Consider the following 24,602-nt stretch of genomic DNA (forward strand, 5'->3'; position numbering starts at 1 on the left):
AGAAAACGTTCATATACAAAGTCACCAGGTTCTTCATTTTCTACAAAACTTTAGTAGGGAAGACAGTGAATGATCAGATTTCTAGATGGAGGGAGTGAAAGAAAGTGTTGATAGAAGAAATGGAGACAAATAGCTTCTTATCTGGAAGTATTGTTCCGGAAGATATATTCACACCGGAAGATTTTAGTGAAGAGCATAAAATGATTGCCGATATGACTGAGAAGTTTGTGGTGAATGAAGTTATGCCTGCACTAAAAAAAATTGAAAATCAAGAATTCGATGAAACGGTCCGTCTTATTAAAGAAGCGGGAGAACTTGGATTAATCGGTGCTGATATTCCAGAACTAGATGGCGGATTAGAACTTGGGAAAGTGTGTGGCGCAATCATTTCTGAGAAGATGGCTATTAGCCGTTCTTTTTCCATTACATTCGGGGGACAAACTGGTATTGGTGCACTACCAATAGCTTATTTTGGGAATAAAAAGCAAAAGGATAAATATTTGCCTGTTTTATTAACTGGAAAAAAGATTGCTGCGTATGCGCTGACGGAGCCATCTGCTGGAACTGATGCAATGGGACTGAAAACAACTGCCAAGTTATCAGCTGATGGAAAATATTATGTGCTCAACGGAGAAAAACAGTGGATTACAAATTCGGCGTTTGCAGATATCTTTATTGTTTATGCAAAAATAGACAACGCTAAAATAACGGCATTTATCGTTGAAAAAGAGTACGAGGGTCTAACGACTGGTCCTGAAGAGAAAAAAATGGGGCTGAAAGGATCGTCAACTCGTTCACTCATCTTGGAAAATGTAAAAGTACCGATAGAAAATGTGATTGGAGAAATTGGTCGTGGTCATATCATCGCTTTTAATGTCTTAAATATTGGTCGTTTTAAATTATCTTCAACGGCACTTGGTATTTCCAAGCGATCGATTGAACTTGCGACAAAGTATGCCAATGAACGTAAACAGTTTCACAAGTCGATTTCTAGTTTTAATTTGATCAAACAAAAAATTGCTGATATGACGATTCAAACATTTGTCAATGAAAGTAGCGTTTATCGCACGGCTGGCGGAATGCAAAAAGGTTTTGAGGAAATGAAAGACAACGGTGCGAGTTACGGTGAAACGATTGCAGGTTTTGCTGTCGAATGTTCGATGAATAAAGTTTTGTCTTCCGAAACGCTAGATTTTGTTATCGATGAAGCCGTTCAAATTCATGGTGGGTATGGCTATATGGGTGAATATGAGGTAGAAACTCTTTACCGTGATTCACGTATCAATCGAATTTTTGAAGGTACAAATGAAATAAACAGAATCATAATAGCTTCTACATTGTTGAAACGTTATGTTGCAAAAAATCATTCAATACATCCTGAAAATGGGCCACTTCAACATGAAAAACAGACACTCCGTCTTTTGAAGGATTATTACCATGTGACAATCCAAGCGATTCATCAGGCTAGTATCGATAATATGAATGAAGAGCAAGAAATCGCGGCATTCCTTGCAAACCTTGCAATTGGTATTTACGCAAGTGAAAGTGCCATCCTGCGTGCTGAAAAAGCAATCAAGCAGTCTTGGGAAGAACAAAATGGACAAAAATTAGATTGTGCAAAAGTCTTTATTCATGAAATTGCGCAACGGAGTGCAATTGTAGGGTTAAATTTACTTAATCATCTTAACGATCATGAGGGGTTCTCACAGGCAACAGGACGGCTGATTGCAAGTAGTAAAGAAAATATAGTTGAAACAAAGAGGCGTATTGCTGATCGAGTAATTACGATAGAACGCTATATTGTTTAATTAATATGAAGAAGAGGTACTGAAAAATAAAAAAAGTAGAGTTTTTAACAGGTGTGTTATTGGGGGGAAATAGGTTTTTTATTGAGTGATAAAAGGAATTTTTCGTTGCTTTATTTGCCTATATATCCCTATTTTAACTGATTATAGTGCAGGGCTACTCGCCCCCCGCCCACAGGAAAGCGAGTAGCCTGTAGCGGAAATTCGTCTTTTAAATGTATAAAAATGGTCAATCAATACACCTGAATTTTTTATAATCGTTCAGAATATGCGAGAAAGTCGAGTCCCTACACGAAGCGAAAGAGAAGAAGGCTTACTTAGGGGCGCGTCGTCCTAAGTCGACGCCTTCATGACCAACTTCCAATTGTCTCAGGAAGCTCGGTATCGCTCATGGATAGCGTATGTCAGAGTAGTGGATCCAAATAGTAGATTTTTCAGGTAAGTCATTTTTCAGTTGCCTTAAGAATAGTGAAAGGAATGTATAGAATGACAGACATTGTTTTATTAGAAGGTGCACGTACGCCATTTGCAAAAATTTCAGGTTCATTCCGTGACATTACGGCTACTGAACTAGGTGTAATCGCAGCAAAAGAAGCAATTCGTAAATCAAATATCAACCCCAATGACATCGATCAAGTCGTATTCGGCAATGTTCAGCAATCGAGTAAAGATGCTCATATGTTAGCAAGACATGTTGGCTTGAAAGCGGGTACATCTCTTGAGGTACCTGCAGTCACAATCAACCGTGTCTGTGGTACTGGTATTGAGGCAATTTTAACTGGTGCACGCTATATTCTTACAGGAGAAGCGAATGTCGTTTTGGCCGGTGGTACTGAAAATATGAGCCAAGTACCTCACGTTATTCGCGGTGCGAGATGGGGAAGCCCTCTTGGAGGACCAATGGTTGAAGACTGGGTATGGGATGGCTTGCTTGATACGAACGCTGGATACACAATGTCGCAAACCGCAGAAAACCTTGCAGAAAAGTATAAAATAACACGTGAAGAAGTGGATGCCCATGCACTTTCTAGTCATGAGCGCGCTATCAAAGCGAGAGAAAAAGGCTATTTTAAAGAAGAAATTGTCTCTGTAAATGTAAAAGGAAGCAAAGGTGATACCATCGTTGAACATGACGAACATATCCGTGAGACAACTATGGAAAAGCTCGGGAAACTGGAAGCCCGTTTTGTTATGGGAGGGGTTGTTACACCTGGAAATGCAAGTGGAATGGTTGACGGTGCAGCGGCAGTTATTATTGCATCTAGCCATTATGCAGAGAAAAATGGATTGAAACCGATTGCGCGTCTTGTTTCATGGGATGTTGTTGGTGTTGATCCGAAATATATGGGGATTGGTCCGGTACCGGCAATTAGAGGAGCTTTGAAAAAAGCAAATTTACAGTTGGAAGATTTGGATTTGATCGAAATTAATGAGGCTTTCTCTGCACAATATTTAGCTTGTCAGAAGGAACTTGGATTTGACTTGGAAATAGGAAACGTTAATGGTGGTGCTGTTGCTCTCGGACATCCACTTGCAGCAAGCGGAACAAGAATTACGCATTCACTTATTTACGAATTAAAAAGACGTAATAAAAGGTATGGTGCAGCGGCAGTTTGCATCGGCGGGGGGCAAGGAATCGCAGCAATTTGGGAATCATTATAAAAAATATAAGTATTTCTAAGTGTTGTTCGTAGAAGTCGATTTGAGCATTTATTTCTAGCCAGTTGTTGGGACTATCTATAGTAGGAGAGGTGGAAAATTTGGATAACATTTTAATACATTCCAATGTCAGTGATTTATTGAAAATCAAAGCTAATAAATTGCCGAATCGGGAAGCAATCTATTATGAAAAAAGAAGAATGACTTACGGACAATTAGATCGTGAAGTGACAAAACTTGCACAAGGACTAATAAGTAATGGTATTAACAGCGGCGATCGCGTGGCGGTTGCCCTCATAAATTCAATTGAATTCGTCACATCATTATTTGCTATTGCACGTGTTGGAGCTGTTTTGATTCCTCTTAATCCATTTTTCACCAAGGAGGAAAGTTCCTATATAATGCAACAAACAGGAGCCAAAGCGTTACTTTGTGGGGAAGTAAGTTTTTATTCAGAACTTCGTGAAGAAATAGAATCGTTGGAGATTCTAATTTCCGTTGGTTTTCAGGCAGAGGGATATCTTTATTATGATGATTTATTAGTTGGTAATGAATTTGAAGATATTCACGTTGAGCCGAAGGGTAATTTATTTACAATTATGTTTACATCGGGCACAACAGGACGTCCAAAAGGTGCGATGCTAACACATGAAAATGTATTATTTAGTTCTGGTTCAGCTTCAAAAATTATGGAATGTACAGAGGATGATGTGTTTTTAATTCCAAATCCATTATTTCATATTATGGGTATCACATTTCTCCTTCGGGCAGTATTTTGTGGTGGGAAATTAGTGATAATGGGGAAGTATTCAGTGACAGGGGCATTGGCACTCATCGAATCAGAAAAAGTAACTGTACATCCAGGAGTTCCAACGATGTTTATATTGGAACTGAATTCTCCTGATTTTGAGAAATATGACTTAAGTTCCCTTCGAACAGGTGAAATGGCTGCTGCACCATGTCCGGTGGAAGTTGTAAAAAAAATACGGACGGATATGAACTGCAATATTTTAATCGCATATGGCTCAACTGAAACGTCTGCAACACTTACCCTGACTGGATTTGATGCCGATGATAAGGCTCGTTCGGAGACAGTGGGGCAACCGATACCTGGCGTGGAATTAAAAGTGGTCGATGAAAATCGTCAGGAGTGTAAGGTCAGCGAGGTTGGTGAACTTGCTTGTAAAGGTCCTGGCGTGACTAAAGGATATTACAATATGCCGATAGAAACTGCTCAAGCGATTGATCAGGAAGGTTGGTTTTATACAGGAGATTTGGCTACAATCGATGAAAATGGTTACGTTCGTATAGTCGGTCGGAAAAAAGAAATGATTATTAAAGGTGGATTTAATATTTATCCGCGGGAATTAGAAGAGACGCTTCATCAATATCCAGCTATTTTGGAAGCGGCAGTCATCGGTCTTCCAGATGCGATATTTGGCGAATTGACATATGCCTGTGTTGTCCTTCGAGAAGGGGAGGCATCTACAGAAGAGGAATTACTTGCTTTTATGAAAGAGCGGTTTGTCAAATACAAAATTCCAGACAAGTTCCTCATTCTAGATAAGTTACCCGTCACTGCGTCAGGGAAGATAAGCAAAATAAAGTTGAAAGAAGAGCTAGTTAAGTATAATCAACCCCTTTCAACTTAGTATGAGATAGGACTATTACCACGTCTGATGCGCATTCTAATAATTGGATATTTTATCAGGAGTGTTGATTGGGAAAAAATAGGTTTATTATTGAGCGATAAAAAGATCTATTTATTCAGGTGTGTTGATTAACCATTTTTATACATTCTAAGAGGCAGATTTCCGCTACGGGCTACTCGTTTTGCCACTGACGCTTCACTTTCGCACATATAAAACATTTGTAGCTGACGCTTCGCTTTCGCTACAGAAAACAATTGCTGCCGCTACGTTACACTATGCTTTCGCACAGAAAACATTCGCTCCGTGCAGGGTCTCGTCTGTCTCGCTTTCCAGTGGGAATCGAGTAGCCCTACTCTACAATCAGTTAAAATAGGAATATATTGGATCATCACAATAACGTGTGGTTGATTTCTTTGATAGAAAGAGCTTGTTTTTCGATAAAAGCCTAAAAAGTTTCGATAAAATGAGATTTTGTTTCGATAAAAGCTCAAATAGTTTCGATAAAGAGCGATTTTGTTTCGATACTAAGAAAAGAGTTGTCTCTTGCGCTGAGACAACTCTTTTCTATGGCTCTTCGACAAAAAACGAGGGGGTGATTTCCTTTCCAGCTGGATACTTTCCTGGGGCGTCCGATGAGCCGCTTTACTCGCGTTGCTCGTTGCAGGGTCTTATCTGTGACGCTAATCTCCAAGGAGTTGCCCATCAGAACGAAGATCAACTAATACATGGCATATGTTTTAACAAATATCATCCATAACTTTTTGTGATGAGCCAACAAAAATCCTTTTTTTCGCTCAAAAATTAAACCTATTTTTTCCTAATCAACACGCCTGCTATTTATTACCACTTTGCTAATATATTAGATGAAAATAACAAAGATAACTATTGGTTTATCCCTAAAAATGATTAACCCTAGTGTAATCAGTATTTATTGTTAAAAGTTGTATGGAAAATTGATATGTCTATCGTTTCTTTTAAGATGATTTATCTATAGGAATCTATTTTGATTAATTATTGTCAAAGTAGATTCTTTTTTTGTTGTTTTTAGATAAACAAACAAAATGAATGTTTGTTTACAAATAGATGGATTTATTATATATTGTTTATTAAATAATGAACGTGAAGGAGTTTTGTTTATGAATATAACTGATTTGACAATAGAGGAATTATCGAGGGGGTATGTTAATAAAGGTGATGCTTATGAATGTATTTTTTGTAAAGAGACATTTGATTCTGAGGAAGTATTCAAAATAGATAATCGTTTTTTTACGGCTAAAAAAGTTATACAACTCCACATCGAGAAAGAACATGGCTCGGTGTTTGAAGCGTTAACTCAATTAGATAAGAAGTATACGGGCTTATCAGATATCCAAACCGAATTGCTTCAGCTATTTGCAACAGGGGCACCAGATAAAGAAATTATCAAAAATACTTCTGCGAATAGTATTTCAACGATTCGACAGCACCGATTTAAACTGAAAGAAAAAGAAAAGCAAGCAAAAGTTTTTCTAGCGATCATGCAGGCTCTGGAAACAACAAAAGTTTACGAGCCAATTCATAAGGGGGCGACACAGGTGGATGAGCGTTATGCGATTACAGTAGATGAGAAAGAAAAAGTACTAGCGACATACTTTAAAAATGGCTTAGACGGTTCTATTGAAAGCTTTCCAAGTAAGGAAAAACGAAAAATAATTTTACTGCAACACATTGTTACGAAGTTTGAGGTAGGGCGTAAATATAACGAAAAAGAAGTAAATGCGATTTTAAAGCCTATTTATAGCGATTATGTATCAATAAGAAGATACTTAATTGAATATGGTTTCCTCGATCGAAGTGATGATTGTACAACGTATTGGGTGAAAGAGGTTTAAAACATAGATTATTTTTATTACCCAAATATTCCGAGAAATCACTTTAGTTGGGTTCATCACCAAAAGTTGTGGATGACATTTGTTAAAACGTATGCCATATAGGGGTTGATTGGAGTGGAGGCTGGGCGACTCCTAGGGGATTAGCGTCACAGATGAGACCCTGGAGCGAGCAACGCGAGTGAAGCGGCTCATCGGACGCCCCCTGGAAGCTCTGCTCTGCGCGAAAGCGAAGCGTCAGCGGCAAATGTTTTATCTGTGCGAAAGCGTAGCGTCAGCAACAAAGCGCTCAGTCGGAACGGAAATCAACCACACGTTTTGGTGAAGAGCCTTTAGTTGTTACTAAATTTGATATTAACTATACTTACGTTGTAGTTATATAGAAGGGGTGATTGGATGAGTAAGAACTTTATTATATTTGGAGCAAGCCAAGGATTAGGTGATGCATTTGTAAAGGGGTTACCAACAAAAGGGGATACAGTATGGGTGGTGTCACGCACACGACCAAGTAGTTTAGATATAAATGATGGCGTAAATCGTAAATGGCTGACTATTGATTTATCTAGTCAACAACATATTCCTGCTTTAAAAGAAGCTTTACAAGGCATTGCTATTGATGTATTAATTTACAATGTTGGAGTATGGGAAAAGCGTGGTTTTGAAGATGACTATTCGTTTGATAAAGATGAGATTGAGGATATAGCAAACTTAATTAATATCAATTTAACTTCCACGATTACATATATTCAGGCGCTATTACCTAATTTAAGACAGGCCGAAAATGGAAAAATAATTTTAATAGGATCGACAGCAGGTTTAGATCATACGAATAATGCGCAAGTTTCATTTGTTACATCTAAATTTGGCTTGCGAGGCATTACAAATGCTTTGCGTGAGCATGTGAGAAAAGATAAGATCGCCGTAACATGTATAAATCCAGGGGAACTTGCTGCTGAAGTACCTTTTGAAGAAGGGGCTGAAAAAGCAATTAAGTTGTATGAAGGTACACGTATTCCTGTACAAGATATTGTAGCCATTGTCCAATGTGTGATTAATTTATCACCAGTTTCATGTGTAAAGGAAATAAATATTCCTGCTATTACAGATATGAATGTATAATTCAGTATAAAAAAACGGCTCACATGTTGATCGATTCTGTTCAACATGTGAGCCGTTATCATTATGAATGATGGAGCTCGTAAAGTTGTACGAGGTTTATTACGTACGACATTTGATTGTAAATGAGTTCGAGCAAAATTCCTTGATTACTGCAATAACAGCTTTCGACCTCCTTTGCTTTTATATTCCGGATGAACACATATAACATTGTCTAGCGTGTGGTTACTATTCTAATAAATTATTTTTTTCGGGGATTAAAACTTCTAACTCAAGAATATTACTATTAGTAAAAATGCCGCTTGAGAGCTCCATTACATAGATAGGGGTATTTTTCTTGTCGATAATGGATACTATTTGTTCCTCAAATTCATCATCAGATTCCCCAAAAATAAATATTGAACTATATTTACCTTCATTCATGATGAAATCAGTTTTCCGTTCTGTTTCTATACATATATGATATTCATCTTCTTCAAAAACATAAATAATATCACTATAAAAAAATTGCTTGGATAATTGAAATTTAAACATATCCTTGGCTGATAAAGTTTCATTTGTTTTTAAAGTGATTATTTTTTCTAAATGTTTATTTTTTAAGTATTTTGTTGAATTTACTTTTTGGTTTGTCATATTTACATAATGGTGATCAACTACCTTTTTTATTTTTTGTAGTTTGCTTATTTCATCGGAAAGTTCTTTTGATTTTTCTTTTAATAACTTCAAATAATCATTTTTTTCATACGAAGTTAAAACCTCTGTAATTTGTGCGATTGAAAGATTTAAGTTTCTCAACATTAATATTTGCGCAAGTTGATAAATTTCCTTCAGCGAATATTTTCGATACCTATTATTATCCGTGTAGGATGGAAATAAGAGCCCTTTCTCTTCGTAATATCGTATTTGATGATGACTAATATCAAATATTTTAGCCAATTGATTTATTGTAATTGTTTCATCCATAATATCCCTCTTCTCTAGATAAATATAAGCTCTAGGGCTAGCCTAATGTCAACCAATAAACCTAAGATAAAACCTTAAACAGTTATCAATGAGAATGAATGAAAATTCCATGTGATAAAGCTAACGGATTTTCGATGTGTGTTTTAGCCTCTACTAATGAATAAATTGTGCAGAGGTGAACACAAACAAAAGTTGGTTTGACATTAGGTCAACCCTATAGTTTATAGTGATGGTGATTAACAGAAGGAGGAACAGTTATGACCGAACCGTTACAACCTAAACGTATTGAAGGGTTAGATTTTGCTCGAGCATTGGCTATGTTTGGGATGCTGATAGTCAATTTTAAAATTATTATGGGAGCGACAGGGAATGGGCCGGATTGGATTATATGGTTTACTGGACTTTTCGAAGGAAGAGCGTCTGCTACTTTTGTTACGCTAGCTGGTATCGGAGTTGCGTTGATGACAAGAAAAGCTAGAAATGGAGGTGAGCTTTCTTACATTAAAGAAAATAGAGTGAAATTATGGAAACGTTGCGCTTTTCTTTTTATTCTAGGTTTACTTTTATATGTGGCAGATTGGACTGGGGATATCCTCCATTATTATGGTGTTTATATGTTGATTGGATCATTTCTTATCGTAGCCTCTACAAAGCTGATGATCATTCTCTCTAGCCTTTTTTTAATAACCTCGCAAGTCTTACAAGTGACAATGAATTATTTGAAAGGATGGCATCCAGAACAACCGTTTATGGAATATCTAGATTTTTGGACGATTGAAGGTTTTATTAGGAATCTTTTGTTTAATGGGTATCATCCAGTATTCCCTTGGATCTGTTTCTTTTTGCTTGGAATGCTCCTTGGCAGACTTGATTTATCGAAAAAAGCTGTAAGAAACAAAATGTTGTTTATTTCTGTGGTTTTACTCGTAACAGTAGAGGTACTTTCAAAAGTATTAATACGACTATCGCTATCGGTGTTAGATGTAAACAGTGCTGAATTTTTGTTTCAAACAGGGCCAATTCCACCAAACATTTTATATATATTATCAAATTCCGCTTCTGCGATCATTGTCATCGTTGCTTCTATTTATATCGCAGAAAAGTTTGCAGGACAATGGTTGATAAAATCACTTGTTCAAACAGGACAATTAACATTAACGCATTATGTAAGCCATGTATTCATCGGTGTTGGCATATTAACTTTATTAAATAGGTTAGAAAACCAAACGTTAGCATTTTCAGTATTATTTACACTATTGTTTTTCGTAGCGAGTATTTTCTTTTCTGTTTTATGGAGCATAAAATTTAAAAGAGGACCGATTGAATGGATTATGAGAAAAATGACAAATTAATATTGTAGTAGAATGGCTGTTACGTTAAGGCAAACAGAATAAAAAGTGTTGTTTCTTTAAGTGGCAAAAAGTAGTGGTGCAACTTTCTACCACTACTTGTCATTCTAACTCCATTTTTTAAATTGTTGCCTTTAGCAATGCTAAATATTGAGAGTCCCCTAAACCATACTGAGGGAAGAGATGTAGTAGGTTTCGTATGATTTCATGATGAAGTAGATTTTGATGTGCTTGAATATATTTTGTAATTTCATTGTCATCCTGTAAAAGTACTAAATACGATTTGATTCCTTGGTACTAAAAGTAAATAAACGAGGTTTTAACATTATGATCGCTAATTTATAATTTCTGATAGTGATTGAAGAGGCTCTCTATTTTATCTTGGATAAATTGTTTTAATGATGCAGGCTTCACGGATATAACATCATGTCCATATCTCATAAAATAGTTGGCGATAAATTCCTCTTCTCCAGGATTATAAAATCCCTTCACGACTGTTTTATTACCAATTTCTATTTTCATGGAAGGATAATGTTCTTTATAAAAGAGATCCTTTGCTTGTGCTAAAATTTCTACCTCAAAGTCAATACTCTTGTCAGATTGATAAATTTCTAATGAACGACTAATAAGTTCATCTATAGAAAAGTGAGAGTGGAAATCGTGTTCTTCAATAAAGGTTATTCTATCACATCTAAAAACTCTATATCTATTCGTATTTAACTCTATCCCAGTAGCATACCATTGACCAAACTTAGCGGAAATTTTGAAAAATTGAATATGGTAACTTTTTTGCTCGTTATTTTTCAAATATCGAATCTTACAGATGCTTTCATTGAGAATGCTCTTTAGAATTTTATCTAAAAAGCGACTAACATTTTTATGTTGATTTACTTCAAATTGCAGGACTTTTTTCATTTTGTGAATCTGCTGTATTTGATTTTTAGATAGACAGTTTTCAAATTTTTCATTTAGTTTATGAACACTTAAATGAAATGGGGTTGATTGATAAGATTCTAGCGTTAGCATGGCAAAGTACAAAGCAAACACTTCATCAATCGTAAAAATAATAGGGGATAACAATCTATTTTTTAAGATACCATAACGGCCATGTCTGCCATGCTCCGAAAAAATAGGCATACCTAATTGTTCTAATGAACTAATATCACGTAAAGCAGTACTTTTTGAAATATTGTATTTAGCCATTAGATCGTTTAGATTAAAGTACTCCCTACTGTTCAAGTATCTAATCATGTCATTTAATCTTTCTGATTTTTTCATGTAAAAGCTCCTTAAAGGTGTCATGTTTTGATACCTTTACATCTTAAAATAAGGTCAAGGTAATATCAATTGATAAGATATTTACCTACAATCATTTTGTTAAGGGAGATTGATACCATGAATACAACACTGGAAGTAGCTATATTCTTATCCATGAACGGAAAGACAAAAGAAGCGGTCGATTTTTACAAGAAGCATTTTAATGCAGTGGAATTGTTACTCGTTACCTATGAAGACATGGCGAAACGTGATAGCTTGCTGCAGATTACTGAGGAGAATAAACATTATATTACTCATTCCGTCTTAGCAATCGGAAAAACAAAGATAATGATGGCAGAGGATACAATGGATATCACAGAAAAATATGTAGTAGGGAACAACACTTCATTGTGTATTCAAAGTGCGGACTTAGAAGAAATTGAACATTTTTACAAAAGCTTGACGACAGATGAGAGAGTGAGAATTATTGTTCCTTTATCAAATAATATTTTTAGTAAAGCATACGGAATTATTGAAGATCCGTTTGGTGTTCAAATTCAATTAATGTTTGATGATCGGCTAAGCACTTGAAGCTTCAGGCATTGGATATCTATAAATATGTTCTTTAAGTGGGTCTATTCTTTTACGAAGGATGTTTTCCCGAAAATAGGATTTCTTGATGTCCAATGATTGGGGTGATTGAAGAGGGAAATAACTTAGAAAAATCAAAAATAGAAAGTGAACCAGAAGTTCACTTTCTATTCGGATTTATTTTGTTTTTGGGTGTTTCATATCATATGCTTTCCAATCAGATTTGGAATTTTCTTTTATCAAATACAGGTCGCTGTAAAATCCATTGTGCGAAGATACCATATTTTCGTAAGGTTTGCGATATTGAGAGATAAGTAGATATTCTTTACCATCCTTTTTGCTATAAGTTACAGTAGGTTTTTTAACGTATTGATCTTCTTCCCAGGAATATATAAAGATTGTGTTTGGATTTGCTGTTATATCATCAGTGCCTCTAAATACATATTTGTTATTATCTTTCAGAAATATCATATCTTCTTTAATGTACTTATCAATATATTCAGGTGTGAATCCAGGAGATAAGATTTTAATTATTTCTGCCTTTGTGAAATAGTAGGTTTCTCCAAGTCTTATCTTATCTTGCATGTCTATTAGACCATCAACTATTTTCTTGGCTTCAGAAAGTTTGTAAATTTTTTTTTCTAGTTTCCTAATGTGGGAATCGCGTTTTAAAGAAGAATGCTTTATTTGCTCTTTGTTATCACTAAACATTTTATTTAAGTATGTAACTAGGTGTGGGTTACTCCCTGAAGTTGTTTCTTCTTTAGTAAGATTTTCGGGGTCAAGATTTGGTATAGTTTCTGCTTTTGTTTCTTGTGGTTTTACACCACTAAGAATGACTGATAAAATTGTGGTAATCATTAAAAGGTACAAAAAATTTCTTTTCAAAAAAATCCTCCTTTTTCCGTTTCGGACAATTATATCATTTCTCTTCCAATAAAATCAATTTTTTACAGGTTATTATTCCTGTTTTTTAGAGGAATGTAATTCTTTTGTATGTCTAAGTGTATTGGATATCTATGAAATATGTCTCTCTCAATGGGGGGATGCTCAAAAATAAGTGGGGTTTATATATACATTAGATGATAAATCGAGGTAATTAAGTGGGGCTTTTTGGTTCTGTTTTTATCTATAAGGAGAGTAAAATGTACACAATAGGTCAAGTAGCTAAATTTTTAGGTGTATCAAGAGATACTTTGAAATTTTATGAAGAAAAGGAATTAGTAAAGCCGGAGCAAAATGTTGAAAATGGCTATAGAAAATATAATCATTTTGATATTTATGATATAACAACAGTCAATTTTTACAGAGAAATTGATATTGAAATTAAAAAAATCCAGGAATTAAGAAAAAGTAAGTGTGTTGAGGGAATCCAATCATTATTAGAAGAGAAAGAACAAGAGGTTTTACGGGAAATAGAATATCAAAAACTTCTATTAAAAAAGCTTCAGATAGTAAAAGAAGATTGCGAAAAAATTAAACAATTTTTAGGGAAATACATAGTAAAACAAATGAAGCCCTTAGAAATAAAAGGAGAAATAGAACATTTTACTGCGTTTGATGAGTATGAAACCGTAAAAAAGAATTCAGAAAACTTTAAAAATGCAGTAACGCTAACATCTTTAAGAAGAGCCATACGTTTCAATGAAGAAGGTATGATAGAAGAAAAGTTTTTCGTTGTAAGAAAAATAGAGGACGTAGATAAAGAAATAGATGGAGAAATTCTATCTCATCCAAAATGTATTTATACAGTTATTGAAGATGGAAGGTGGTCAACTGGTGGAAAAAATATTGACCATAACGTGGAAGCAAGTTTAAGAAAAGTAGCAATAGAAAAAGGGTATGAGCTTTTGGGACTCGTTTATATAAATTTATTACTTACCACGTACGAAAATGGACTTGAACGTGCATTTTTAGAAATTTATGCACCTATCAAGTGAAACTTATTATTTTCCTCGCTTTGTATATCCGAAGGAATAGCCCTTAATTTAGAGGTTATTCCTTTTTTTTGAATTTAATGTTTGTAAACTTAAAAGTTATAGTGTACTATTTGACTAGTACACTATGATGCGAGGTGTATGAGGTAGAACCTATTTTACTACAAGATGGTTCGATTATTGCACATAAGAAAGTAGAGACGATTCGAGATATTACAATAAAGGTGCTGTGCAATGGAAGAAGGCATATTATAAGGAAGGGTGAAAATAATAACAACACAACCAATTGTTTACTTGTAAAATTTATCAAAAACCATTAGTAGTAAGGAATTGATTCAATAATTAAATATCGATTTAATAAAGGTAGTGAGAGTTCACTTGAACAAAAAAATGGGGGTATTAGAAACCAATAGTTCTAGTAATACTACAAATATCTGATGGATTAATAAGGAGATTAAAATGAAAAGATTTACTTTATATCTATTAATGGGCTTCACTATTGTATTGATGTCTGCTTGTTCACAAGACACAACGACTAATGAAGAAAGCAAAGAAGAAAGCAATGAAAAGTCTGTAAGCAATGTTACTGTTAAAATTCCTGATGATATATTTGATTCTAATAAAAAGAATGAAAATATTAGTGAAGATGAAATGAAAGCTAGTATAAAACAGTATATGGATTATAGTGATGTGATCGATAAAGAAATGGAAACAATTGTTTATAAATATGAGGATATTACTGAATCCGATCGGGAAAAATTACATAAATTAACAGATGAATGGGAAAAGAATGATGCAAATTTCAATGATTTTATTAGTAATAATAATATCCCTGATGATTATAAAGAACCTTCAAAGACAATCTATGAATTTGTTTCATCAATCAGGGAAACTTTAACACAATTTGAAGAGGAAATTGACGGAATGATTGAAAATGGTAGCTTAACAGATGTATCAAATTTTGCTTCAGAGCATTTTACGAAAGCGAACGGAAGGCAGCAATTAAAAATCGAAAAATTTTTGGACGAGAAAAATATTAAAACTACATATTTCGATGAATAGAAAGAATATATTTATTTGAGGCTGGGACATAACTGGTCAAAACCTTAAAAGCGCGAGAAATCAATTTTAGAAACGTTGATTTCTCGCGTTTTTCTGATGTGAAATATAAATGTCCCAGCCTCATCTTTTCTTTCGCTGAATATATTGAGGTGGTAAAAGTATTGACCTGTGAGTAACTCCTAGGTTTAAGCTGAAGATATTGGTAAATATGCGCGTTGTTATATTTACAAAATACTTAGTTTGAAGCGGGGAATATGTATGAATAGTGAAAAGAAATTAAAAAAACCAGTAGCAAGTTTTATTCTACTAACCAATCTCATTTTTTTGCCACTTTTTTGTCTTGTTGGAGTCATAAGCATGTTAGGATTTCCTGTATGGGTCATTGACGTAATGTCTTGCATATCAGCTTGGTCCTCAACCTTTGCTTTTGCAATTCTATTTAAAAAAATCTATCCAGGGCAAAGTTTTTTCCGATTTGTAAAAGATAAATTCAACAATAAACTTAAATTTTCTGTGATTCTTACTGCGATAATGATTCAAACCTTCATATTTTTGATAACTTTGCTTCTCGTATCGAAAAATAGAGAAGTAGATTCTATTTTTACTATTTCGTCAGGGGGAGTGCTAATCTATTACTTTTTTAAACACCTCCTTTCTGGGCCACTTGGAGAAGAATTAGGGTGGAGAGGTTTCGCTCAAATGGAACTCCAAAAGAAGTATTCGCCATTAAAAGCTTCGGTAATTATAGGGTTTTGGTGGGGGATGTGGCATCTACCCATATGGTTTACGACAGGTCTTGTAGGCATTGATTTAATCAAATATATTCTACTCTTTATGATTGCAATTATGTCTACTAAGATCGTCATGACAGCATTTCATAACTTAAATCAAAATTTAATCGTCCCAATCATCATCCACCAATTCTTTAATTTTTTTATTGGCTTAATAAACGGAAATTTAATCGATTTAATCATGTATAACGCAATTCTATATTTAGTGGTGGCAGTTTTACTCATCGTGATAAATCCAAAGAATGTATTGTACGGAAAGCAAGATACAAACGTTGTTACTGGAAAACATTCGGTGATTTAGTTAAAGTTGGTAAAAGATATGCACAAATCAAACTTTATCGTAAAAAATCGATTACATTAAATAAGAGCATGTTTTGATCAATCTATTTTCAAAACATGCTCTTTATACTTCATCAGGCTCGATGCTTACTACTTGAAGCCGGGGCGAAAAATAACAATGTTCATTTTTACTATCAAAGGATGTATTTTTCGCGTGCGTAAAATTTGACACAGAGCCTTTACTAGTCATTTTCCCACTCCATGTAGGATGAAGAATCCCCCACTGTACATCTAACTACCAAAATTCTTATTTCCCGAAACTTTAGGAGTATATTTAGTCTATTCTGGAAAATATTGAATACTGATGTTGGCTTTTTATCAACGGTTTATTAGCATATTTACAGATAAAAATAACCAAATAATACCTTGATGGAGATGTAATTAACATAAAGGTAAATTAAATTCTATGTATTGCTGTGAAAAATAGATTTAATGACTTAAAGCATCGAATAATTGCTAGTTTGGAGGAATTATGATGTTCGACCGATGCCTAACTGAAAAAAGCTGGACCATGTTACTAGGAGAAAATTATGAGAAAAATAAAATTCATTAGTAGATATGATAAACGACCAGTATTAGAGGATGATTTTGTTAAGTTAGAAAAAACTATAGAAAAAAAGTTGCCAGATTCTTATGTTGAATTTTATAAATTTTCAAACGGTGGAGCACCAGAAGAAAATACTATCTATGACGAAGATGAAGAAGTATTTAATATCAGCTTTTTATATCCACTATTGGCAAAAGAAATCGAAAGTTCAATTTCTGAAAATGTACTTTTTATGATTACACAGAATGTTTTGAGGGATAAGTTATATATTCCGTTTGGGGAAGATGGATCAGGTAACATATTATATCTGGATTTTAATTTCAAAGAACCTACAGTTTGTGCATGTTTTTTTGATGAGCCGGATGAAGAAGCTGAAATGCCATATACACACATTGATATTGCTGACAATCTATTCGAGTTTCTTGAAATGCTCGAAAAATATAGGGAAGAGTAGGGGTACATGTAAATGTGGAATGAGTATACTTGAAGCCTAAGGTAATTGGAATATAAAAGGAAATACTCATAAATTACACAAAGAATTAAAATCTGCATCTAAGGTGTATGTTATAAGGGGACGTATGGAAATAAAAGATATTTTAAAACAAAAAAATTATGAACAACTGCATGTTTTTTTATCAAACTTTTTATTTAGTGTAGAATCCAAAGTGAATAAATTTTTGGAAGATAGTGGTACGTTGGGAGAGTTGGTAAAAAAAGGAATGGATATCGGAAATATTTCAACAGGGAAGCTTTTGCGGGGTGATAAGGAAATTACTCCTATAGGTTATGGCTTGCATTACACTTTTTTTAAAGATGTAGAAGATTATTATGGACAGCGTCCAAATGATGTTGCATTAGGGTTTGTAATTCTCTTTTCTGATTTTAACGATATTGAAATTACTAGAGATATTGTTTCGGAGTTTGGAGATGTAGATTATGATGCGTTTAAGTTTCAAGGACTAACAAATGAACTAGAAAAAGATATACTTGAAATGGAACAAATATTCATCCAAGTAATAAAGAACTTTCTCGAAAAAAGCTTAGGTATTGATATACCTAACTTATAACGAGGAGTTAGAAAAATAATTAACAACATGAGATGATGCTCATGTGATTTTATAAAGATTCCAAAACCTATGTAAAGAAATGATATAAACACTTTCTTTACATAGGTTTTATTTTGTGAGAAAAGGTTAAAGAAGATTACATTGTGAAGGGTGATATTTATGAGTTACTATCAGCTATATAGCAATTACAGACGAGATGTATTTTTTTGTTACACTAAAAAGAACACTTTTAATCAGTTTGACTTAGAAGAAGGTAATGTCTATGCTTTAGATGAGAAACTTTTTTATTCAGTAGATAAATTTGATACTTATTTAAACAAGTATGATATTTTGCCAACAATAGGGGGAGTATTGGTAAGTTTAAAATTTAAAAAGCTGATAGAAGGATTAGGTTCAGATTGTCAGTTCATACCTGCAGTTATAACGTCCACAAAGACGGGCGAAATCAATGAATCGTTTTTTGTCATGAATGTATTAAATGTAGTACCTTGTTTAGATATGGAGAACTCGGAATATAGACCATTAATAAAATCTTTACCTGATGGACCAATCAAACTATTATCTATAAAATATGTAACAAATTCTCTAAATGGGCATCATATTGTAAGAATGAAAGAATATACAGGAAATATCACCGTTGATGATATTTTTGTAAAAGCATGTATAGATGAAAAGATAAAGGGAGTAATGTTTGTTAAAGAGGGAAGTACCCAACGACCGGAATTCGTCGAAATGTAGAGTAGGATCACAACCTAATGCGAATTAAATTGGTATTTAATATTCAAAAATCTCTAAAAGGGAATTTGATACTCGTGATACTGCAAAGTAATAAGATTTAAACAGTTTGTACTACAGCCTATTCTAAATGATTGTTATTAAATACCGAAACATATGTAAAGAAGAAATCAATAACCTCTTTCTTTACATATGTTTTTTTGTTAGATATGTACTTGTTTTTACTTACAAGAAAGCTTGGATTAAATAGTATTACATTTTCTGGGAGAGATGATCGGAATTGAATCCACAGACATTAACTACATCGAATCAATTTTAGTAGATAACTATTCTAAATTAATGGTATCACCTAAATAGATGACATATAGATTAAGCATTTCCCAGAACACGCAGGTTATAAATGGGGTGTGTTAATTCATCATCATGTTAATTCTGGGAGATTGTAATACCAGTACCAGGGGAAACACACGTTGTTTCTGGTGGAGTTGGGCATAGTAAATGAAGGATGTGAAATATTATGAATAATACGTTATTAAATATTGATGAAATAACAACAATTTTAGATAGAGATTTTATTCCTATAGAGTCAATTGTCACAGGATTAAGACTAAAGAAACAAGTTGAGATGCAAAAAAATGTAAAGCAAGTAGAGCGAAGATTTGGGATGAATTTCCCTGATGATTTTGTTAATTTAATTTTAAACTACGATTTTGGTGATTTTAGTATTTTAGGGGTACATTTTGGGAGTGAAACTAATTATCTAGAAAAGTTAATAAGCCTCCATGAACATTTATCTAATGAAGATAAAACAAATTTTTCTAATCGATTTATATGTATAGCAACTGAGGATTACTTCACATTTATTATGGATGTAAATAGTGGGAATATTTACGTTTTTGGTTCAGAGACACCATTTAATAATAAAATAAAAATAGCTGAGTCTTTTACGCAACTAATTCAAGCGTTAGGAACGGCATATTTTCATAGAACTCAAAACACCCAAACGGAGTTTTTAGATATAATAATAAAAACATTTGACTCAGAAAGTATAGACTTTTGGAAAGAAGTAATCAAATAAATGTTAAATAGAGCTATCGAAACAATGTTTATTGTAACTTAATAAATCTATTGTTCTAAGTGGAAAAATAAAGTGGATACTGGATTAAATCACTCCACTGAATCCGTATTAATCGCCGAAGTGGAACTAGGTTTTTTTATCTGAAGAAAATTTATCAAGAGGCAGTACGGGATGTCTTTAAGTTAAATGCAAATAAATTAAAAGGAAGGGTTTTTAATATGGATGAAAATATTACTCTATACGATGCCACAATTGTAAAACTTGAATTGGTTGAAACGTATCTGTGTATGACGTACTTAGATTGGAAGGAAGAGTTAAAAAAAATAATTTTTATAGATACGATTAGTGTAGAAGCGCTTGATGCTATAGGTGAGGAGGTAGGAGACTTTATTGTTGAAATTGATAATATTAAAATACAAGAAACATGTAACAAATTAAAGGAATCAGCAATTGATTACAAACTATTTAAGATATTGCCGGCCTGGAATAGGGAAACGTTAATTGAAATTATTGCAAAAGAAGTTGATTTTTGTGTTAGGTAAGGCGTTGTATGGAATTTTTTCTTTTCAACCCTAAGAAGATACGAACATTTATCCTCATATTATAGTTTTCGTTCTTGTTGCTTGTTTAATTACGATTTTGATAAGGTTCCCAGATAGTTTCGATGATTTTAGTACATTCGGTCAGCGAATGAGGCTTAGTGTATGAATGAAAGTAATGATAAATCAGGAGATTGTACTGGATAAAAGAATCGCTTTCCGATTATGGGTATCGACGATAGGACATATTTAGTTCGGATAACTATGGGGGGACGTAAGTGAATGTGAAAGATATTATTGAAAAAATAAAGTGTATGCCAAATTACCTAGTGTTACCACCTGAAGGTATTCCAAAAACTGAGGATAATTTAGAATTGCCTGCAGATGTACAAGATTTTTACGAAGTTTGCGGAGGTGTAAAATTATTTCAAAATGCTGATTATAATATAAATATAATGCCTCCTCAGGAATTTGTTTTGGCAAATCCTGTGATTGTAGGTGAAAAATGCGAAAATGATATTACTTCATACTGGTATATTGTTACAGATGATGGAAATGGTGAATTTTTAACAATTGATTTAGAGGGAAATCGCAAAGGAAGGTGTTATGATAGTTTTTATGATAGACATGGGGTTGTAGGTGATAGTAAAATTATCGCATTTTCTTTTACAGAGTTGTTAGATAGACTTCTACAAAACGAAGGGCAATATTGGTATTGGCTTAATGAGCATTTTAATTTAGGAGATGCATACGATGAAATTGATTAAATACATAACCATTTCTGATGCTAAAAGGGACATGCATTATAACTACATCTTACATCCAGTTGATGGGAAGGTAATCAGAGTTAGATTGGATGGAGCTATGATTCCGCAGTTAGAGTTTGAGGTAAAAAGAAAATTAATGGCTGTCATGAAAAATGAGGGGAAATTTAGTTGAACAAATTAGATACAAAAATTTGGTATGGGATTTTTAGTCATAAAGCATATTCAGTTGTTGCTCAAAAGACCTATGAAGATGATAAGCTGGTTTCGTGGGTGGGTTTTCATATAATTGAGAAATATAGTATTAATCATCAGTCATACGAGTTTATTCAATTAGCTAGAAATAACAAATTTTGTGTTATAAGCATGACAATTGACAAAGAAACTTTTGAAAATAGTGATGGGTTGAATCCTTCAGATTTTAGAGATTTTACTTTATTTTGTTTTGATACAGAAGAAAAATTGTATGAGATATGTGATTTGATGAAAGTTGATGCATCAAAATTTACACAAGGCTGGCATTGTGAATATCCATTTGATTAATTGTTGTCAAACAATAGATAAAATTGTTAGAAATAGAACTGCTTCATCCATCTCATCTCGTGTATTTAGTGGCTATACTTGTAAAATAGCTAAAGTGTAGCAAAAATCCTTTGAAAAAGTGGGCAAGGTATTCTAAAGCCAAAACTAGCTCACAAAACAATACTAAATCAACATGTTGCAGGAACATAACATTCTAGAAACCCATGTGTTTCTACAACAAGAAGCTAAGAATCTGCTGAATTTTTTGCTCCTCCTAGTGGTCCAAATACAATTAATACTATTCCTATAGTTAAAATTGATCTATCGAAAATGACTCTAGCAATATTGTTGATGTCTCTAATGCTACAAAGGCAAGTCAACATTTGCAGACACCATTTAGACGTAATACCGCTGCTGAACATCAAGAAGTTTTAATAAAAGGTGATATAGAAGGTGGTGGATGTAATGGACAATTTATTAAAAAAAAGATTGTTGAGTAATACGTTCGTTGACAAAGTTAGAAATCAAATGGAAATTAATGACGCAGAATATCAAGAATTAATTGAAATATTGAGTAATTTGTCCGGTGAATTAAAGTCTCAGAAAGTTATCGATAAAGAACTGGCATTGATATTATACAGTATGCCTCAAATTATTAGAAATATTTTTCTAACTTACGAAGAGCACAATGGAAAGGCTACGGATTTCGGGAACAAACTTGAGGATATCTGGATTGATTTGGACGCAATGGTTTTAGAATGCTTTAGCGATGCATCCATCTGATTCATCAAAATTTATACACAGTCTGTTTTGATAGAAAGACTAAATTAAAACCAAAATCAAAGCTCATGTAAAGAAAAGACTTTTTGCACATGTGCTTTTTGCTTGCTATTATTATCCAATATTTAGTTAATTTGGCTTGGTTTGGACAAAGCCCGAGGTTTAAACAATGATTCTGTATGTATTTGCGGTTTTGGGGTTTCTAATGTTGATAACAAGCGATAGGGAAAAGTTAATCTTACTATTTGTATATCGCTTTGCCTCAATCCAATTAAGCACCAAAGATCTTTAAGCCGATGAGAAAAGTGGAGGTTTTTTCAGTGAGCAAAGCTTACATACTGATTATAGTAAATTTATGAAAGAAGAATTGGACAGATTTACTATAGAAGGACAAGCTGCTGAAAATTGGACTCAAAAGCATAATAGAGATGAAAATGAAAAGGTAATTAGAGATACTAGAAAAAATTGAGGAATGGAAAAATTCAATTACATAGTAAAGGATAGTGGTGCGAATGAAGTACTATAGATTAGTTGAATTCTATAAAAGGGATGCTTATTTTTACCAAGATGATGAAAAGAATCAGGTGAAATCCTATGAATTAGAATCAGGAGTATCATCTTTTAGTATAGAAAGTATTTATTACAAAGTTGATAAACTTGATAAATATGTTACCAAGTACGACATGTTACCATCAGTTGGCGCGCCTTTAGTAAGCTTAAAAATGAAGATTTTTTTAGAGGAAATCGCTAACAACGCTTGTGAATTTTTTCCGGCCGTTATTGTAGATGAAAAAGGTGAAATGAACACAGATTTCTTTGCACTGAATATATTGGCTGTTTCTGATTGTTTTGATGATCAGAAATCGGAATACGATATGACTGCAAACGATCCTAAAAAAATTGGTCGAATCACAAGTATATACTTTGATTATCAAAAACTTGGACAAGAGCATTTTTATCGTATGAGCATAAGACCTTCGATGATAGTTGTATCTGAGGCTTTTGTTGAAGGATATAGAAAGAATAAACTAAAAGGATTACTCTTTGCAAAAGAGGGCAGTCGCCTAAGACCAGAGTTTTTGGCATGATGCATCACTTGTGATAAAGACATCTAAGGAGTACTCTTCATTCAATATTAAGAGATTTTCCGAAATGAAATAAAGGAAAATAATAGTTTTTAAGTAAAAAATATGAGATATTTCAATTGGAATATAAAAATATATATGGAGAATAATATGCTCCCCTTTAAGTAAACAGATTAAAAAAACAAAAATGTGATTACTAATGGGGAGTATTTTTTATGTTTAATAAACCGTCAAAAAATGATGAAACAATATATCAAATGTAAAAATAAACGAGAGGATTGAGTTTTTGTGGAACAACTAGAGAATTCAGTATTAAAATTTGTCCAGGCAATGAATCAATATCCAAAAGAGGAGTCGCTAATAGAAAAAAATGGTGGAGTACGTTATAGGTCAGAATTAGTAAAACTACACGTAGATGAAAAAATTTACCTTTCTTCTGAGTTAAAATTCTTTTATGAACATTGTGAAATAATTTGTTATATTCGTCCTGATGGATATCAATTAGATTGTACAGATATTGATTTAGGGAATAACCTCCTTGCTCTTTGTTCACCTGATAAATTGGGTCGGAGGCAAGAAGGTTTTCGATGGATTGGAAACGAAAAAAAAGAGAATACAAATTGGGATCCAAATTGGCTTGTAGTTGCAGATAAGGATGATGATCCAATTGTAGTTGTAACAAACCAAGAAAATTCACCTGTTTTGGCAAGTTATGAAACTAGCGCCTTATTTCCAATTGCAGATTCTTTTTCAGCTTTTCTAGATTCTCTTTCGGTGACATTAGAAGTAATACATGAAAAATTTAAGGGAGAGATAATGGATGAAGAAACTTTCGAAGTCTACGATGAATTTATTGTGACGTTAAAATCTTCTTTGAGTAAAACTTTGAAAAAAGAAGAATATGCTGAAAATTTTATTGATTACTTATATGGTTAAAATTGTTTGACTTCTATGGTATATGTAGAGAATGATATGCTCCCCTTTAAGATAGATAGGTTAAAAATCCTGCTCACCATCTGTGATACGAAAGGGAATATCTCGGCTTTGATGAGCTGACAAGAACGTATGAGCAAGTCTTGCAAGATAGGCTCAGAGG

The 24,602-nt window shown here is 33.5% G+C and carries 27 protein-coding genes; 23 read left to right on the plus strand and 4 right to left on the minus strand.

Translation table 11 applies throughout. From position 1 onward, the window contains the following. The first annotated feature begins 104 nt into the window (after positions 1 to 104). The 3 genes from QUF91_RS11700 to QUF91_RS11710 all read left to right on the plus strand — a co-directional run bounded on the left by QUF91_RS11700 (position 105) and on the right by QUF91_RS11710 (position 5,116). Entirely contained in the window at positions 105 to 1,808 is a 1,704-nt protein-coding gene (locus QUF91_RS11700) for an acyl-CoA dehydrogenase family protein (RefSeq protein WP_353957846.1), read from the plus strand. A gap of 483 nt (positions 1,809 to 2,291) precedes the next feature. Then, positions 2,292 to 3,467: an acetyl-CoA C-acetyltransferase gene (locus QUF91_RS11705; protein WP_289417884.1), complete on the plus strand. Its 1,176-nt coding sequence runs from the start codon at positions 2,292 to 2,294 to the stop codon at positions 3,465 to 3,467. Positions 3,468 to 3,565: 98 nt separating this feature from the next. Then, the gene (locus tag QUF91_RS11710; protein ID WP_289417885.1) at positions 3,566 to 5,116 is read left to right on the plus strand and encodes a class I adenylate-forming enzyme family protein; all 1,551 of its coding nucleotides are present in this window, start codon (positions 3,566 to 3,568) and stop codon (positions 5,114 to 5,116) included. 128 nt (positions 5,117 to 5,244) lie between these two features. On the opposite strand, the gene QUF91_RS11715 is transcribed toward QUF91_RS11710, so the two are convergent. After that, on the minus strand, positions 5,245 to 5,370 hold the full coding sequence (locus QUF91_RS11715; RefSeq protein ID WP_289417886.1) for a hypothetical protein: 126 nt from the start codon (positions 5,368 to 5,370) through the stop codon (positions 5,245 to 5,247). Positions 5,371 to 6,252: 882 nt separating this feature from the next. On the opposite strand from QUF91_RS11715, the gene QUF91_RS11720 reads away from it, so the two are divergent. From QUF91_RS11720 to QUF91_RS11730, 3 genes are all read left to right on the plus strand, one after another. After that, entirely contained in the window at positions 6,253 to 6,987 is a 735-nt protein-coding gene (locus QUF91_RS11720; RefSeq protein ID WP_289417887.1) for a DUF2087 domain-containing protein, read from the plus strand. Positions 6,988 to 7,165: 178 nt separating this feature from the next. Next, a complete protein-coding gene (locus QUF91_RS11725) occupies positions 7,166 to 7,309 on the plus strand; it encodes a hypothetical protein (protein ID WP_289417888.1) in 144 nt (47 codons plus the stop codon). 71 nt (positions 7,310 to 7,380) lie between these two features. After that, positions 7,381 to 8,103, plus strand: coding sequence for an SDR family NAD(P)-dependent oxidoreductase (locus QUF91_RS11730; RefSeq protein ID WP_289417889.1), 723 nt, complete (start codon positions 7,381 to 7,383; stop codon positions 8,101 to 8,103). Positions 8,104 to 8,328: 225 nt separating this feature from the next. On the opposite strand, the gene QUF91_RS11735 is transcribed toward QUF91_RS11730, so the two are convergent. Further along, positions 8,329 to 9,063: a helix-turn-helix domain-containing protein gene (locus tag QUF91_RS11735; protein ID WP_289417890.1), complete on the minus strand. Its 735-nt coding sequence runs from the start codon at positions 9,061 to 9,063 to the stop codon at positions 8,329 to 8,331. A gap of 257 nt (positions 9,064 to 9,320) precedes the next feature. Between QUF91_RS11735 and QUF91_RS11740 the strand changes: the two genes are divergently transcribed. Continuing rightward, a complete protein-coding gene (locus QUF91_RS11740; protein ID WP_289417891.1) occupies positions 9,321 to 10,415 on the plus strand; it encodes a DUF418 domain-containing protein in 1,095 nt (364 codons plus the stop codon). A 336-nt stretch (positions 10,416 to 10,751) separates the two neighbouring features. On the opposite strand, the gene QUF91_RS11745 is transcribed toward QUF91_RS11740, so the two are convergent. Next, positions 10,752 to 11,690 (minus strand): helix-turn-helix transcriptional regulator, encoded by a 939-nt coding sequence (locus QUF91_RS11745; protein WP_289417892.1) that lies wholly within the window; start codon positions 11,688 to 11,690, stop codon positions 10,752 to 10,754. Between the two features lie 117 nt (positions 11,691 to 11,807). Here QUF91_RS11745 and QUF91_RS11750 point away from each other — a divergent pair, with 117 nt between their 5' ends. Beyond that, positions 11,808 to 12,260, plus strand: a complete 453-nt coding sequence (locus tag QUF91_RS11750; RefSeq protein ID WP_289417893.1) for a VOC family protein — start codon at positions 11,808 to 11,810, stop codon at positions 12,258 to 12,260. 177 nt (positions 12,261 to 12,437) lie between these two features. Here the strand turns inward: QUF91_RS11750 and QUF91_RS11755 are convergent, their stop codons facing one another. After that, positions 12,438 to 13,148, minus strand: coding sequence for a hypothetical protein (locus QUF91_RS11755; RefSeq protein WP_289417894.1), 711 nt, complete (start codon positions 13,146 to 13,148; stop codon positions 12,438 to 12,440). A 257-nt stretch (positions 13,149 to 13,405) separates the two neighbouring features. On the opposite strand from QUF91_RS11755, the gene QUF91_RS11760 reads away from it, so the two are divergent. The 15 genes from QUF91_RS11760 to QUF91_RS11825 all read left to right on the plus strand — a co-directional run bounded on the left by QUF91_RS11760 (position 13,406) and on the right by QUF91_RS11825 (position 24,442). Further along, on the plus strand, positions 13,406 to 14,200 hold the full coding sequence (locus QUF91_RS11760) for a MerR family transcriptional regulator (protein ID WP_289417895.1): 795 nt from the start codon (positions 13,406 to 13,408) through the stop codon (positions 14,198 to 14,200). 456 nt (positions 14,201 to 14,656) lie between these two features. Continuing rightward, on the plus strand, positions 14,657 to 15,259 hold the full coding sequence (locus QUF91_RS11765) for an NDxxF motif lipoprotein (RefSeq protein ID WP_289417896.1): 603 nt from the start codon (positions 14,657 to 14,659) through the stop codon (positions 15,257 to 15,259). 258 nt (positions 15,260 to 15,517) lie between these two features. Then, positions 15,518 to 16,351 carry a CPBP family intramembrane glutamic endopeptidase gene (locus QUF91_RS11770; RefSeq protein WP_289417897.1) on the plus strand — a complete coding sequence of 278 codons (834 nt, stop codon included), beginning with the start codon at positions 15,518 to 15,520 and terminating at the stop codon, positions 16,349 to 16,351. A gap of 568 nt (positions 16,352 to 16,919) precedes the next feature. Further along, positions 16,920 to 17,390 carry an SMI1/KNR4 family protein gene (locus QUF91_RS11775; RefSeq protein ID WP_285397705.1) on the plus strand — a complete coding sequence of 157 codons (471 nt, stop codon included), beginning with the start codon at positions 16,920 to 16,922 and terminating at the stop codon, positions 17,388 to 17,390. Positions 17,391 to 17,514: 124 nt separating this feature from the next. Continuing rightward, the gene (locus QUF91_RS11780) at positions 17,515 to 18,003 is read left to right on the plus strand and encodes a hypothetical protein (RefSeq protein WP_285397704.1); all 489 of its coding nucleotides are present in this window, start codon (positions 17,515 to 17,517) and stop codon (positions 18,001 to 18,003) included. Positions 18,004 to 18,162: 159 nt separating this feature from the next. Beyond that, the gene (locus tag QUF91_RS11785; RefSeq protein WP_285397703.1) at positions 18,163 to 18,741 is read left to right on the plus strand and encodes an imm11 family protein; all 579 of its coding nucleotides are present in this window, start codon (positions 18,163 to 18,165) and stop codon (positions 18,739 to 18,741) included. A 365-nt stretch (positions 18,742 to 19,106) separates the two neighbouring features. Beyond that, complete coding sequence (locus QUF91_RS28125; protein WP_353957870.1) at positions 19,107 to 19,184, plus strand: hypothetical protein; 78 nt, start codon at positions 19,107 to 19,109, stop codon at positions 19,182 to 19,184. Between the two features lie 71 nt (positions 19,185 to 19,255). Then, positions 19,256 to 19,816, plus strand: coding sequence for an SMI1/KNR4 family protein (locus QUF91_RS11790; RefSeq protein ID WP_289417898.1), 561 nt, complete (start codon positions 19,256 to 19,258; stop codon positions 19,814 to 19,816). A gap of 218 nt (positions 19,817 to 20,034) precedes the next feature. After that, complete coding sequence (locus tag QUF91_RS11795) at positions 20,035 to 20,358, plus strand: hypothetical protein (RefSeq protein WP_285397701.1); 324 nt, start codon at positions 20,035 to 20,037, stop codon at positions 20,356 to 20,358. A gap of 275 nt (positions 20,359 to 20,633) precedes the next feature. Then, positions 20,634 to 21,122, plus strand: a complete 489-nt coding sequence (locus tag QUF91_RS11800; RefSeq protein WP_289417899.1) for an SMI1/KNR4 family protein — start codon at positions 20,634 to 20,636, stop codon at positions 21,120 to 21,122. Beyond that, a complete protein-coding gene (locus QUF91_RS11805; protein ID WP_285397699.1) occupies positions 21,109 to 21,294 on the plus strand; it encodes a hypothetical protein in 186 nt (61 codons plus the stop codon). The genes QUF91_RS11800 and QUF91_RS11805 overlap by 14 nt, the downstream gene beginning before the upstream one ends. Continuing rightward, positions 21,291 to 21,662 (plus strand): hypothetical protein, encoded by a 372-nt coding sequence (locus QUF91_RS11810; protein WP_285397698.1) that lies wholly within the window; start codon positions 21,291 to 21,293, stop codon positions 21,660 to 21,662. The genes QUF91_RS11805 and QUF91_RS11810 overlap by 4 nt, the downstream gene beginning before the upstream one ends. Positions 21,663 to 22,106: 444 nt before the next feature. Beyond that, positions 22,107 to 22,424, plus strand: coding sequence for a hypothetical protein (locus QUF91_RS11815; protein ID WP_285397697.1), 318 nt, complete (start codon positions 22,107 to 22,109; stop codon positions 22,422 to 22,424). 509 nt (positions 22,425 to 22,933) lie between these two features. Further along, a complete protein-coding gene (locus QUF91_RS11820; protein WP_285397696.1) occupies positions 22,934 to 23,509 on the plus strand; it encodes an imm11 family protein in 576 nt (191 codons plus the stop codon). Positions 23,510 to 23,794: 285 nt separating this feature from the next. Then, the gene (locus QUF91_RS11825; protein ID WP_285397695.1) at positions 23,795 to 24,442 is read left to right on the plus strand and encodes a hypothetical protein; all 648 of its coding nucleotides are present in this window, start codon (positions 23,795 to 23,797) and stop codon (positions 24,440 to 24,442) included. The last annotated feature ends 160 nt before the right edge of the window (positions 24,443 to 24,602 follow it).

The sequence above is a fragment of the Lysinibacillus sp. G4S2 genome, from assembly GCF_030348505.1.
GTDB lineage: Bacteria > Bacillota > Bacilli > Bacillales_A > Planococcaceae > Lysinibacillus.